The sequence below is a fragment of the Streptomyces sp. NPDC092370 genome, from assembly GCF_044755265.1.
GTDB lineage: Bacteria > Actinomycetota > Actinomycetes > Streptomycetales > Streptomycetaceae > Streptomyces.
Genome location: NZ_JBIVQO010000007.1, coordinates 1 through 12,253 on the forward strand (window position 1 = coordinate 1; position 12,253 = coordinate 12,253).

The following is a 12,253-nucleotide window of genomic DNA, read 5'->3' on the forward strand; positions in this document are numbered from 1 at the left end:
GCGGCTGACATCCACGATCTCCATCTCCGGCAAGGGGCGCTGACAGTGCACAAGATGTGGTGCGGCGCAGCCACCTCGGCAGAGCCGGTATGGCACCCTCGTCACCGCCGCCCAGGCATTCCTCACCCTCAGGCGGCTCGACCCAAAAGTCCGCCCACCGGCCTGACCTTCTACCAGGCCCTCGATGTTCTTCAGGACCTGCTGAGGTGCTGGACCGGTACCTGCACCACCTGCGGCCGCCCTCTGCCCCGCCCTCGGAGCAGCCGCAGACAGCCCAGAACCTAACGAAGCACTACTAGCCCGCCAGGGCTGAGGGCACGCCGACCTATGCGCCTACGAGACGGCGCCGTGGTGGCCAGCACCGTGTCGGCACCGCCCGCGCCTCACCCGCAAGAGGGCACCTATCGGGTGATCCGCACGTCGGCTCCGTAGCCGCGGGTGCCGCCTGGGGAACGATCTTTCGACCCCACCAGGCAGGAAAGGACGGCCATCTTGGCCAACGCATCGTTCCCGGTAACCGCTGATGAGCCCGAGCGTCTGCGAGTCCTGCAGCGGTACGGCATCCTGACGGCACCGGTCCCGCCGGACCTGGCGTCGATCGTGGAACTCGCCTCCTATATCTGCGAGGCCCCTCATTCGGTGATCAACATCATGTCGGCCGAGCATGCCAACCTGATCGCCGCGGTCGGGTTCGAACCGACGGTGTGTGACCGCAGCGACTCCATGTGCGCGGTCACCATCGTCGAGCCCGCCCCGGTGTTCGTCCCGGACGCACGGGTGGATCCCCGCTTCGCGGACAACCCCTGGGTCAGTGGTGACCTCGGCGACATCCGCTTCTACGCCGCCTCCCAACTCCGTACCCCGGAAGGACCAGTCCTCGGCACTCTCTGCGTGTTCGACACCCAAGTCCGCCAGCTGACCGCCTCGCAACGCGGCGCGCTGGACAAGCTGGCCCGCATGGTCGTCGACGTCCTCGACCTGCACCGTCACCAGGCACTGCTTCATCAGGCGCTGCAAGCCGCCGATGCGGCACGCTCCGAGCTCGAACGCTCCAACCGCGCCCTGCAGCAGTTCGCCGGACAGGTCAGCCACGACCTCAAGAACCCGCTGACCGGCATCCTCGGCCACGCCGAGAACCTCATCGACATCCCGGCGATCGCCAGCGACCCCGACGCCTCCTTCTGCGCCCAACGGGTCATCGGCTCCGCATACCGCATGCGCACCATGATCGAAGGTGTGCTCGCCTTGGCCAGCGCGGGCGGACAACTCCACCTCGAACCCGTCGACCTGAACACCCTGGTCCACGCCGTCGTCGAGGACCTCGACAGCCCCATCCGCACCCACCGCGCGCGCGTCACCGTCGAGAACCTGCCCATCGTGATCGCGGATGCGACCCAGTTGCGCGTGCTGCTCCAAAACCTCGTCAGCAACGCCCTGAAGTTCCGCAGGCCCGACCGCCCTTGTCAGATCGTCATCACCGCCGGAGCACATGGGCACGGCTGGGACATCGCTGTCGTCGACAACGGCCGCGGCATCCCGCCGCAGGACCGGCAACGTGTGATGGACCTGTTCACCCGTGTGCACCCGGACGTCGAAGGCTCCGGCATCGGACTGGCCACCTGCCAGCGGATCGCCACCGCACACGGCGGAGCCCTCCGCCTCGAAGAGACACCCGGCGGTGGCACCACCGCCGTGCTCACCCTGCCCACCGCCACGACACCGAACTGACAGCCACTCCCGCCCCAGATGGTGCTGGGCCGGCACGGAGGCGCCACACGATGCCACACGTATCGCCGCAAATTCCTCTTCCCTCTCGGTCGCAGACGTGGAAGAAGGAGGGGGTGGCTCCGTCAGAAGGTGGAAGTCGGCACAGCCACCGTCGACGACCGGCGGCGGTTCCCGGAGTCGTCGCCCCGTGTCGGCGCCCTGACCCGGCTGCGCTGCAGGATTTGCCCGCCCGGCCGTCGCAGACGGCGGGGCAGCGCGTAGCGTCTGCCCCGGTACCGGACGGGCTGCCGGTAGGTCGTGCAGCGGGCCCCGGCGAGGGTGAGGGCAGGGCGAGCATGCGCAGCGCGCGGTCGGGGAGCACAACGGGCCGGGCCCCGGCCGCCACCCGGGCGTGAGCGCGCGGTCTGGGGTGCGCAGCACCCGAGGAGATCAGGGCGGTGATCGTGCCCGGGACGGCCACGAGGCCGAGGGCCGCGAGGCGCCGGTCCCGATCTGGCACACCAGCAGGCCGATGGTCGCGCCGCGGTCCACGCGCCAGGCCATCTGCACCGAGCGCCGCCCGAGCGAGGGCAGGCGCCGCGCCATGGTGCGGGAGGTCAGCAGGGAGCCGGCCTGGAGCCTCGACTCGTCGCGGTAGAGGTATTCCTCCTCTCGAACACCGGCCTCCTGCGCTTCGTCGTCCGGCGCGGCCTCCTTTGGCGGTTGCGGCGGCTGGTTCTGCGTAATGGCCGAGGTCATCGTTCCCCTAGGACGGTCGCTGCGGGAGAGTCGTGAGGTCTAACGACACGGCTGCGATATCGAACACACGTCATTCGGTCGTGCTGGGGAGCCTGCTATTTCCCGCGTCAGGCAACCCGGCGGGCGCGGGATCCCTGGTCTGGCTTGGAGCGGCTGCGGGCAGGAAATGGCCGAAACGCCGACACCGCCAAACAGCGTGGGCAGCACGGCGGGTCATCCCGGTCGTCCTCTCCTAGCCGGGATCTGGTTCGGCCTGCAGCAGCCTTTCCAGCTCTGTCTCGGCGTGGCCGACCGCGCCCGTCAGAGCATCACGGTGATGGGCGGACAGGACGCCGGATCCCAGTCCGGCCGCGGCGATCACCGCGTGGAGCGCGTCTGCCGCCCCGTCGTCCAGGGCAGACGCGGCGGCGGGGTGGTGCAGTGCGTCTCGTGCGGCGTAGGCGTCGAGTCGGGTGATGCTGACGAGGGAGTCGAGTACGCGGGCGGCATGTCCTCCGGTGCGGTCCAGTTCCAGGGCTGACAGGCCCGTCCGGGTCTGGAAGGCGGCGGCCGGCGGATCGGGGTGGGCAAGAGAGCGCCGTTTCCCCCTCAGTAAGGAGGCTCGTTTGGCCGGCTACATCGAAGATCGCTGGATCAATAAGAAGAAGGACCCGATAACCGGGAAGAGGGAAAAAACTGCTCGCTATGGCAAGGGGAAGCGGTACAAGGCCGCCGGCATCCCGGGGATCCGAGACAGGTCCTTCGACACCTTGGAGGATGCCAAGGCGTGGCTTCGTCGGGCAGCCACAGATGTGGAGCGTGGCGAGTTTGTGGATCCACGCGACGGATCCATCACGCTGGCCGATTACATCGCGATGCACTGGTCGCCGGGAAGAGGCGGAGTTCCGAAAACCCAGGACAACCAGGAGCGGAGTGCTCGCCTTCACATCGTTCCGCATCTGGGCCAGCTCCCGCTCAGGAACATCACGGCGGCTGATCTGCGCGCATACATAGCCAAGTTGGAGTCGACCGTCTCCTCGGTCGACTATCAGCGGGGCATCTTGTCCGAGCTCTCCTCCATTCTGGAGGCGGCAGTCGACGACAAGCGGCTTGCCCGGAACCCCATGCGCGCAAAGTCCGTGCGGTGGCCCAAAGCGCCACAGGAGCGACGCGCCGCCTGGCCGTTGGCTACCGCGCTTCGAGTCCGCGATTGCATCAGCACACGAAATAGGATCGCCGTCGTAGTCGGTCTGGGGTGCGGACTCCGTCAGGGCGAGGTGTTCGGGCTGAGCCCGGAGGACATCGACTACGCACGAAACGTTCTCCATGTCCGTCGTCAGGGTTCAGGCGATCCGTGGAAGGTTGTACTTCGCCTTGCCGAAGGGAAGGAAGACGCGAACCGTCGACCTGCCCTCTTCGGTGGCCGAGGAGCTGAAGCGGCACACCGAGGCATTCCCACCGGTGGAGGTAGAGCTTCCGTGGGGGAAGCCGGAAGGGCAGGGGAGGAAGTTTCCCCTGCTGCTCACCACACGACTCGGCAACGCCGTCGCGGTGAACACATGGAACACCTACACCTGGAAGCCTGCGTTGGCCGAGGCCGGCGTCATCCCCCCGCGCGCCGAGGGCGCGAAACCCTGGCAGTGGGCGGCAGCCCCGAAGGAGGGCTTCCATGCGCTGCGGCACACCTATGCCTCGATCGTGCTAGAGGCTGGAGAGTCTGTTGTGACCTTGGCGCGGTGGCTTGGGCACTCCTCTCCTGCGATCACCCTCGGTTACTATGCTCACTTCATGCCGGAGGCGGGCAGCAAGGGCCGCATCGCCATCGACGGCCTGCTTGGGGAGTGAGGAGATCGGTGTGCCAGTCAAAACTCCCCAGCTTCTCCCCAGGCTCGTGGCGGGTGGGTTTTTGTTGCCACAGCCCTCCGAGGGGGCCGTGGATTGCAAGGTTGAATAGATGGGTGGCCTGGGAAATTGCTGAAAGAGGTCACAGCGACCCGTTATATTGCACCGCTACGTGAGGGCGGGTCCCTACCGGCACTCGTCGAGGCCGACGACTTGGGCACCTACGTCCTGAAGTTCACCGGCGCGGGACAGGGCCGCAAGACGCTCGTCGCCGAAGTGGTCTGCGGGGAACTCGCCCGCCGGCTGGGGCTGCGCATGCCGCGCCTGGTCACGGTCGAGCTCGACGCGGAGCTGGGGCTCGGCGAACCCGACGAGCAGGTGCAGAGCCTGCTCCGCTCCAGCGGCGGCACCAACCTCGGCATGGACTTCCTCTCCGGCGCGCTCGGCTTCGACCCGCTCGCCTTCCCGGTGGACGCGGAGGAGGCCGGACGAGTGGTCTGGTTCGACGCGCTGATCAACAACGTCGACCGGTCCTGGCGCAACCCCAACCTGCTGAGGTGGCGGGGAGAGCTGTGGCTCGTCGACCACGGCGCGACGATGATCTGGCACCACAACTGGCCCGGTGTGGAGGCCTCCGCCGCCCGCCCGTACGACGCCTCGGACCACGCGCTCGCTCCCTTCGCGCCCGATGTCGCCTCCGCCGCCGCCGCGTTGGCGCCCCTGGTCACCGAGGAACTCCTCGCCGACGTGACCGCGCAGATCCCGGACGCCTGGCTCACGGACGAACCGGGCTTCGCCACTCCGGATGACCTGAGGCAGGCCTACGCGCGACCGCTGCTCGCCCGGGCCGCCGTCATCCACGACCGCATCCAGGGGCTCACGTGAACGAACGGCACATCATCAGGGGCGGCCCCCGCGATCGCCACGTCTACGAGTACGCCGTCCTGCGCGTCGTCCCGCGCGTCGAACGCGGCGAGTGCATCAACGCCGGGGTCCTCGTCTACTGCCGCGCCGAGGCCTATGTCGGTGCCCGCACCCACCTCGACGAGACGCGCCTGCTGGCCCTCGACCCCCGGGCCGACGTGGCCGGGGTCCGGGCGGCCCTGCGAGCCGTGGAAGGGCTGTGTGCGGGCGGGACCGCGGCCGGTCAGGCGGCCTCCGACGACCCGGGCCGCCGCTTCCGCTGGCTCGTCGCCCCCCGCTCCACGATCCTCCAGCCCGGCCCCGTCCACACCGGCCTGACCACGGACCCGGCGGCGGAGCCCGAGCGCTTGCTGGACCTGCTGGTGCGGTGACGGGCACCCGGCCCGGCCGTCAGCGCCGGCGGCGCTTCACGGCGTAACCGGCGGCGACCGCGGCCCCCGCCGCGAAGGTCAGACCGATCCCGACGTCCCAGGCGCCCGGCCCCGAGGCCACCGCACCCCCGGCTCCGCCTCGCACGCCCCGGGTCGGAGCGCCGGTGGGGGTGGCGGTGACGGGAGTGGAGGGGCTGACCGAGGGACGGGGGGAGGGGCTGGGCGGCGGGGTGGTGGGGGAGATGACACCGCGGCGGGCCAACGCCTCACAGGCGATGCCGTCGTCCGGGCCCTGATCCTCGTCGAGTCTGTTCGGATCACTCGGGTCCGCGTCGAAGACGGCCTGCGCGTCCTCCTGGAAGGAGAAGTCACGGCAGTCCAGGTCCTGCCGGGCGTGAGCGGGGTCGGCCAGCGGCACGATCGCGGCGATCGCGAACAGCGTGCCGATGGCACCGGTGCGACGGCGCATGGAGCGCCTCCTTTCCGGCCACGGGTGGCTCGCGCTCCGACGCTAGGGGCCGAGGGACGTGGCGGCGCGCGGCCGTAGGCCGATCGGGTGTCCCGCAGGACGCTGCCGGGCAGGGTGGGGCCGGGTGATGGATCACATGCCGCCTCCGGCCGTTGACACCGCGTGCCAGGGCTTCTAGCGTCACACCCACTGAAGGTACTAAGCGGTCGCTCACCTGAGGAGTAGCAGTCATGTCCACCACTGAGCAGCGGGTTGCCGTCGTGACCGGTGCCGCGCGCGGCATCGGTGCCGCCACCGCCGTACGACTGGCCGCCGAGGGCCGCGCGGTCGCCGTTCTCGACCTCGACGAGGCGGCTTGCAAGGACACCGTCGAGAAGATCACCGCCGCGGGTGGCAGGGCCCTCGCGGTCGGCTGCGACGTCTCGGACGAGGCCCAGGTCGAGGCGGCCGTCGCCCGGATCGCCGAGGAGCTCGGCGCACCGACGATCCTGGTCAACAACGCGGGCGTGCTGCGCGACAACCTCCTGTTCAAGATGAGCGTCTCCGACTGGGACACCGTCATGAACGTGCACCTGCGCGGCGCCTTCCTGATGTCCAAGGCGTGCCAGAAGCACATGGTGGACGCGGGCTTCGGCCGGATCGTCAACCTGTCCTCGTCGTCCGCGCTCGGCAACCGCGGCCAGGTGAACTACTCGGCCGCCAAGGCGGGCCTGCAGGGCTTCACCAAGACCCTCGCCAAGGAGCTCGGCAAGTTCGGCGTCACCGCCAACTCCGTCGCCCCCGGCTTCATCGCCACCGAGATGACCAAGGCGACCGCCGACCGGGTCGGCATGGGCTTCGAGGACTTCAAGGCCGCCGCCGCTACCCAGATCCCGGTGGCCCGGGTCGGCGAGCCGGAGGACATCGCCAACGCCATCGCCTTCTTCACCGGCGAGGCGGCCGGGTTCGTCTCCGGCCAGGTGCTGTACGTGGCCGGCGGACCGCTCGACTAAAGGACGAAGAACATGACTTCCGTGGAACTCTCCGGCAAGGTCGCCCTCGTGACGGGCGCCAGCCGCGGCATCGGTTACGGCGTGGCCGAGGCGCTGGTCGCGCGCGGTGACCGCGTGTGCATCACCGGGCGCAACGAGGACGCCCTCAAGGAGGCCGTCGAGCAGCTCGGTGCCGACCGCGTGATCCACGTGGCGGGCAAGGCGCACGACGAGGCCCACCAGGCCGTCGCCGTCGAGCGCACGATGGAGGCCTTCGGCCGCGTCGACTACCTGGTCAACAACGCCGGCACCAACCCGGTCTTCGGGCCGATCGCCGACCTCGACCTGAACGTCGCCCGCAAGGTCTTCGAGACCAATGTCGTCTCGGCGCTCGGCTTCGCCCAGCGGACCTGGCACGCCTGGCAGAAGGACAACGGCGGCGCGATCGTCAACATCGCCTCCGTCGCGGGCCTGTCGCCCTCGCCGTTCATCGGCGCGTACGGCGTCAGCAAGGCCGCGATGATCAACCTGACCGTGCAGCTCGCGCACGAGTTCGCGCCCCGGGTGCGGGTCAACGCGATCGCCCCGGCGGTCGTGAAGACCAAGTTCGCCCAGGCCCTGTACGAGGGCCGCGAGGAGGAGGCCGCCGCGGCCTACCCGCTGGGCCGGCTCGGCGTGCCCTCCGACATCGGGGGCGCGGCGGCGTTCCTCACCTCCGAGCAGTCCGACTGGGTCACCGGTCAGACGCTCGTCGTGGACGGCGGCATCTTCCTCAACGCCGGAACCGGCTGACCACGCCTGAACAGGCCGGCACCGCCGGAACCGGCTGACGAGCGTCACACACACGGCTCGGCACGGGCGCCCGACCCCACGGACGGCGCCCGTGCCGGTGCAAAGACACCGCAAAGTCCGATGACAACGTCGTCAAAGGTTTATCGATCAAGAGGGTCATGTCCCGGGCGGGTCAGCCGGCGCGGCACTGCGGTATGGTCTGCCGACCCTTGGTATGGGCAGATCGAGGAGCGTGCGCGTGTTCAACCGGAATCGATGCCTGCGGCGGATGGCGGCCATCGCGTCCATATCGTCCCTGCTCGCCGGATGCGGCGTGCTGTCGTCCGACACCCCGGAGGACGAAGGACCGATCGTCGTGGGCACCACCAGTGCGCCCAGCACGCTCGACCCTGCCGCTTCGTGGGACAGCTCCTGGGAGCTGTTCCGCAACATTTACCAAACACTCCTGAGCTATCCGACCGGTGCGAGCGAGCCCCAGCCGGACGCCGCCGAGAGTTGCGGCTTCAGCGACTCCTCGAACCAGGTGTACCGCTGCGAGCTGCGCGAGGGCCTGAGGTTCTCCAACGGCGACGCGCTGAACGCCCAGGCCGTGAAGTACTCGTTCGACCGGATCCGCAAGATCAACGTCAACGGCGGCCCCGCCGGTCTGCTGGGCAGCCTGGAGCGGGTGCAGGCGCCGAACGACCGTGAGGTGATCTTCCACCTCAACAAGCCCGACTCCACCTTCCCGTTCGTGCTCGCCACCCCCGCCATGTCGATCGTGTCCCCGGAGGCCTACCCGGCGGACAGCCTGCGCAAGGACGGCGACGTGGTCGGGTCCGGGCCGTACACCCTCGACTCGTACTCCGACGGCAAGGAGGCCGTCCTCGTCCGCAACGACGCCTACAAGGGCTACGCGGAGCGCCGGAACGACGCCGTGACCGTCCGGTACTTCCAGGACTCCGGCACCATGGTGAAGGCCCTGCGGGACGAGAAGATCGACGTGACGTACCGCGGTCTGGCCGCCGGTGACGTCGTCGAGCTCCAGAGCAAGACCTCCAAGGACGAGGAGATCCAGCTCGTCGAGGGCACCGGCACCGACATCAACTACCTGGTGTTCAACCCGAAGGACCGCTGGGCGAACAAGAAGGCCGTGCGCCAGGCCATCGCGCAGGTCGTCGACCGGGCGGCGATCGCCCACAAGGTCTACAAGGACACCGTCGACCCGCTGTACTCCATGGTCCCCATGGGCCTCACCGGCCACACCACGGGCTTCTTCGACGACTACGGCGACCCGGACGTCGCCAAGGCCCGCAAGATCCTCACCGAGGCCGGCATCAACCAGCGCGTCCCGCTCACCTTCTGGTACACGAGCGACCGCTACGGCTCCGAGACCGCCGGGGAGTTCAAGGAGCTGGAGCGCCAGCTCGAGGCCTCCGGACTGTTCACGATCAGCCTGAAGAGCCGTCCCTGGAAGACGTACGTCGAGGGGTACCAGAAGGGCGAGTACCCGGTGTTCGGGCGCGGCTGGTTCCCCGACTTCCCGGACGCCGAGAACTTCATCGCGCCGTTCGTCGGCGACCAGAACGCCCTCGGTACGCCCTACCCGGCGCCCGAGATCACCGGTGATCTGCTGCCCCGTTCGCGCCGCGAGAGCGACCGCGCGAAGGTGGAGGAGGAGTTCGAGGCGGCCCAGCGGATCCTCGTGGACGACGCCCGGCTGTTGCCGCTGTGGCAGGGCCGGCAGTACGTGGCGGCGAGCCGGGACGTCTCCGGTGCCGAGCGGGCCATGGACCCGTCGACGATCATGATGATGTGGGAGCTGCACCGCAAGACCGCCTGGTAGGCGGCCCGGCTCCGGACGTTCCCGGGCACGTTGTCAGTGGTCGCCTGTAGGTTCTGTGGCCTGAGGTGACCGCACATCGTGAGGACGTTGACGTGACCGACATCGCCATGCTGCCCGAGTCCTGGCGCGGGGTTCTGGGTGACGAGCTGCAGCAGCCCTGGTTCAAGGAGCTGACGGAGTTCGTCGAGGAGGAGCGGGCGAAGGGTCCCGTCTATCCGCCGCGCGAGGAGGTCTTCGCCGCGCTGGACGCCACGCCGTACGAGGGGGTCAAGGTCCTGATCCTCGGTCAGGACCCCTACCACGGCGAAGGGCAGGGCCACGGCCTGTGCTTCTCGGTCCGGCCGGGCGTGCGGGTCCCGCCGTCCCTGCGCAACATCTACAAGGAGATGCACCAGGAGCTGGGCACACCGATCCCGGACAACGGCTATCTGATGCCGTGGGCCGAGCAGGGCGTGCTGCTGCTCAACGCGGTCCTCACGGTCCGGGGCGGCGAGGCCAACTCGCACAAGGGGCGAGGCTGGGAGAAGTTCACCGACGCCGTGATCCGGGCGGTGGCCGAGCGGCCCGACCCGGCGGTCTTCGTGCTGTGGGGCAACTACGCGCAGAAGAAGCTCCCGCTGATCGACGAGGCCCGGCACGCGGTGGTCAAGGGCGCGCATCCCTCGCCCCTGTCGGCGAAGAAGTTCTTCGGCTCCCGTCCCTTCACGCAGATCAACGAGGCGGTGGCGGCGCAGGGCCACACCCCGATCGACTGGACGATTCCGAACCTGGGCTGAGAGGCCGGCCGTGCCGTGACCGGGGGTGTCCGGAGCCGCCTGAGCCGGATCGCCCCCGGCTGCGGTTAGCGTCGGCGGGAACAGCCGGCGAGTGCGCGGAGGGCGTCGTGGCGGAACGACAGGGGCAGGCGGCGCCGGACGCCGTGCTGACGCGGATCGGGCAGGTCGTGATGCTGCACCACGCGGGGGACCGGGAGGAGGCCCGGCACCGGTTGCTCGGCCTGTGGGCGGAGATCGGCATGCACGGCGACCCGCTGCACCGCTGCACCCTCGCCCACTACCTGGCCGACACCCAGGACGACCCGGCGGACGAACTGGCCTGGGACCTGCGCGCGTTGACGGCGGCCGAGGAGGCCAAGGAGGAGGCCCTCGCGGTGACAGCGGTGACGGCGCTCTACCCCTCCCTGCACGTGAACCTGGCGGACGACTACCTCAGACTCGGGCGCCATGATGCCGCCCGCACGCATCTGCGGTGGGCCCGGGGCGCCGCCACCGCTCTCGCCGACGACAGTTACGGCGACGGTGTGCGGGCGGCCATCGGGCGGCTGGAGTCCCGGCTGGGGGAGGGCGGCCCGGGGGCGTGGACACCGCCGCGGCAGCGGCCCTGACGCGGCAGGTCAACGCGCGTACGTGTCGCGGCAGATCCTCGCTTCCGGACTGTCCGCCCGCCAGCCCGCGTAGCGTCTGCCCAGCACGCACACGTCCGAGCTGTTCGGGACGCGCTTGTCGACGTCCTGCCGTACCGACTCCGACACGTCCGGGACATCGGCATGCGACCGCCGGGGGGCGTGCGGGACGGGCCCGGGGCGTTCCGGACGCACGGGGCGCGGGCGGGCGTTGCGGTCGCCGGGTCCCGGCCGGGCGCGCTCCGGCGAGGCCGTCGGCGGCCTCGCCGGCTGGGGCACCGACACGGCCGGCTCGGGACGACGGGACGCCTCTTCGATGAGTTGCAGGGCCTCACGGGCCGGTGCCTGCGCCATCTGGCTCTCCGCCTCCCCCTCCGGCCGCGGCACCGAGGCCCGGGACGGTGCCGCCGAGGGGCCCGGCGCGGGGGCATGCGGGACCGTCGTACAGCCGGAGAGGGCCGAGACCGCCACGGTCACCAGGAGCGTCGCTGTGGTCGTCGTTCGATGCACCCGCGCAACTCTGGCGCGTCCGGCCCGAGGTGGGTCCGGGAACATGCGGAGCATGCCCCGGACGGGTGATCTCGCGCCCCGTACGGAGGGCGCGCACGTGACGGGGGTGACGTGCGGTGACATGCGTGACCGGTGGCTCGGGTGGCGTCAGTCGCCGGTCGCGCCGTCGATGCGCTCGCGGATCAGGTCGGCGTGGCCGTTGTGCCGCGCGTACTCCTCGATCATGTGGGTGTAGAGCCACCGCAGGTTGTACCGCACGCCGGTGCGCCGGTGCTTGCCCTCGCTGATGTCGTCGAGGCCGAAGCGGGCCGCGTTGCGGCGGGCCGTGCCGATCTCGGCCTGCCAGGTCGCGTAGGCCTCCTGCCAGGTGTCCGCCTCGGTGAGATGGAACTCGCCGTCCGGGTCCTCGTCGCTGCAGTAGATCGGCTGCACGTCCTCGCCCGTCAGCACCCGGCGGAACCAGCTCCGTTCGACGTCCGCCATGTGCCGCACCAGCCCCAGCAGGGACAGACCGGAGGGCTCGACGGCCGCTGACCTGAGCTGCTCGTCGCTCAGGCCTTCGCATTTCCAGGCGAGGGTTTGGCGGTGGAAGTCGAGCCACCCCTCCAGCATGGTGCGTTCGTCGGCCGTGGTGGCGGGAATGCTGCGTTCGTTCATCATGAACGCATCCTTCCCGGGCAGCCTCTGGCGCACCGCAAGGTT

13 protein-coding genes and 2 pseudogenes are annotated in these 12,253 nt (G+C 69.9%); 11 read left to right on the forward strand and 4 right to left on the reverse strand.

From position 1 onward, the window contains the following. Positions 1-492 precede the first annotated feature (492 nt). Positions 493-1,728: an ATP-binding protein gene (locus tag ACIQHQ_RS21225; RefSeq protein WP_402613504.1), complete on the forward strand. Its 1,236-nt coding sequence runs from the start codon at positions 493-495 to the stop codon at positions 1,726-1,728. A 418-nt stretch (positions 1,729-2,146) separates the two neighbouring features. On the opposite strand, the pseudogene ACIQHQ_RS21230 reads toward ACIQHQ_RS21225, so the two are convergent. Further along, positions 2,147-2,466: pseudogene (locus ACIQHQ_RS21230) on the reverse strand (ABC transporter); the annotation flags it as partial. A 316-nt stretch (positions 2,467-2,782) separates the two neighbouring features. On the opposite strand from ACIQHQ_RS21230, the gene ACIQHQ_RS21235 reads away from it, so the two are divergent. The 5 genes and pseudogenes from ACIQHQ_RS21235 to ACIQHQ_RS21255 all read left to right on the forward strand — a co-directional run bounded on the left by ACIQHQ_RS21235 (position 2,783) and on the right by ACIQHQ_RS21255 (position 5,582). Then, positions 2,783-2,986: a hypothetical protein gene (locus ACIQHQ_RS21235; RefSeq protein ID WP_402613506.1), complete on the forward strand. Its 204-nt coding sequence runs from the start codon at positions 2,783-2,785 to the stop codon at positions 2,984-2,986. Positions 2,987-3,320: 334 nt separating this feature from the next. Next, positions 3,321-3,413, forward strand: a pseudogene (locus ACIQHQ_RS21240) (hypothetical protein); the annotation flags it as partial. Positions 3,414-3,771: 358 nt separating this feature from the next. Next, on the forward strand, positions 3,772-4,290 hold the full coding sequence (locus ACIQHQ_RS21245; protein WP_402613508.1) for a tyrosine-type recombinase/integrase: 519 nt from the start codon (positions 3,772-3,774) through the stop codon (positions 4,288-4,290). A gap of 126 nt (positions 4,291-4,416) precedes the next feature. Continuing rightward, positions 4,417-5,172 carry a HipA family kinase gene (locus tag ACIQHQ_RS21250; RefSeq protein ID WP_402613510.1) on the forward strand — a complete coding sequence of 252 codons (756 nt, stop codon included), beginning with the start codon at positions 4,417-4,419 and terminating at the stop codon, positions 5,170-5,172. Next, a complete protein-coding gene (locus ACIQHQ_RS21255; protein WP_402613512.1) occupies positions 5,169-5,582 on the forward strand; it encodes a DUF3037 domain-containing protein in 414 nt (137 codons plus the stop codon). Before ACIQHQ_RS21250 ends, ACIQHQ_RS21255 begins: the two co-directional genes overlap by 4 nt. 19 nt (positions 5,583-5,601) lie before the next feature. On the opposite strand, the gene ACIQHQ_RS21260 is transcribed toward ACIQHQ_RS21255, so the two are convergent. After that, a complete protein-coding gene (locus ACIQHQ_RS21260; RefSeq protein WP_402613514.1) occupies positions 5,602-6,051 on the reverse strand; it encodes an excalibur calcium-binding protein in 450 nt (149 codons plus the stop codon). A 230-nt stretch (positions 6,052-6,281) separates the two neighbouring features. On the opposite strand from ACIQHQ_RS21260, the gene fabG reads away from it, so the two are divergent. The 5 genes from fabG (at position 6,282) to ACIQHQ_RS21285 (ending at position 11,023) form a co-directional block, all read left to right on the forward strand. After that, positions 6,282-7,043: a 3-oxoacyl-ACP reductase FabG gene (fabG, locus tag ACIQHQ_RS21265; RefSeq protein WP_390986473.1), complete on the forward strand. Its 762-nt coding sequence runs from the start codon at positions 6,282-6,284 to the stop codon at positions 7,041-7,043. 12 nt (positions 7,044-7,055) lie between these two features. Continuing rightward, on the forward strand, positions 7,056-7,814 hold the full coding sequence (locus ACIQHQ_RS21270; RefSeq protein ID WP_390986470.1) for a glucose 1-dehydrogenase: 759 nt from the start codon (positions 7,056-7,058) through the stop codon (positions 7,812-7,814). Positions 7,815-8,052: 238 nt separating this feature from the next. Then, complete coding sequence (locus ACIQHQ_RS21275) at positions 8,053-9,639, forward strand: ABC transporter substrate-binding protein (protein WP_402613516.1); 1,587 nt, start codon at positions 8,053-8,055, stop codon at positions 9,637-9,639. A gap of 92 nt (positions 9,640-9,731) precedes the next feature. Further along, the gene (locus ACIQHQ_RS21280; RefSeq protein WP_402613518.1) at positions 9,732-10,415 is read left to right on the forward strand and encodes a uracil-DNA glycosylase; all 684 of its coding nucleotides are present in this window, start codon (positions 9,732-9,734) and stop codon (positions 10,413-10,415) included. A 107-nt stretch (positions 10,416-10,522) separates the two neighbouring features. Continuing rightward, positions 10,523-11,023 carry a hypothetical protein gene (locus ACIQHQ_RS21285; RefSeq protein ID WP_402613520.1) on the forward strand — a complete coding sequence of 167 codons (501 nt, stop codon included), beginning with the start codon at positions 10,523-10,525 and terminating at the stop codon, positions 11,021-11,023. Between the two features lie 9 nt (positions 11,024-11,032). Here the strand turns inward: ACIQHQ_RS21285 and ACIQHQ_RS21290 are convergent, their stop codons facing one another. Both ACIQHQ_RS21290 and ACIQHQ_RS21295 read right to left on the reverse strand, forming a co-directional pair. After that, on the reverse strand, positions 11,033-11,551 hold the full coding sequence (locus ACIQHQ_RS21290; RefSeq protein WP_402613522.1) for a hypothetical protein: 519 nt from the start codon (positions 11,549-11,551) through the stop codon (positions 11,033-11,035). Positions 11,552-11,698: 147 nt separating this feature from the next. Beyond that, positions 11,699-12,211, reverse strand: a complete 513-nt coding sequence (locus ACIQHQ_RS21295; protein WP_402613524.1) for a DinB family protein — start codon at positions 12,209-12,211, stop codon at positions 11,699-11,701. Positions 12,212-12,253: the final 42 nt, after the last annotated feature.

Excerpts from the sequence above, each read along its gene's own strand:
- ACIQHQ_RS21235 (WP_402613506.1), top strand. The coding sequence starts at position 2,783 with ATGGGCGGACAGGACGCCGGATCCCAGTCCGGCCGCGGCGATCACCGC.
- ACIQHQ_RS21245 (WP_402613508.1), top strand. The coding sequence starts at position 3,772 with ATGTCCGTCGTCAGGGTTCAGGCGATCCGTGGAAGGTTGTACTTCGCC.
- ACIQHQ_RS21260 (WP_402613514.1), bottom strand. The coding sequence starts at position 6,051 with ATGCGCCGTCGCACCGGTGCCATCGGCACGCTGTTCGCGATCGCCGCG.
- fabG (WP_390986473.1), top strand. The coding sequence starts at position 6,282 with ATGTCCACCACTGAGCAGCGGGTTGCCGTCGTGACCGGTGCCGCGCGC.
- ACIQHQ_RS21270 (WP_390986470.1), top strand. The coding sequence starts at position 7,056 with ATGACTTCCGTGGAACTCTCCGGCAAGGTCGCCCTCGTGACGGGCGCC.
- ACIQHQ_RS21295 (WP_402613524.1), bottom strand. The coding sequence starts at position 12,211 with ATGATGAACGAACGCAGCATTCCCGCCACCACGGCCGACGAACGCACC.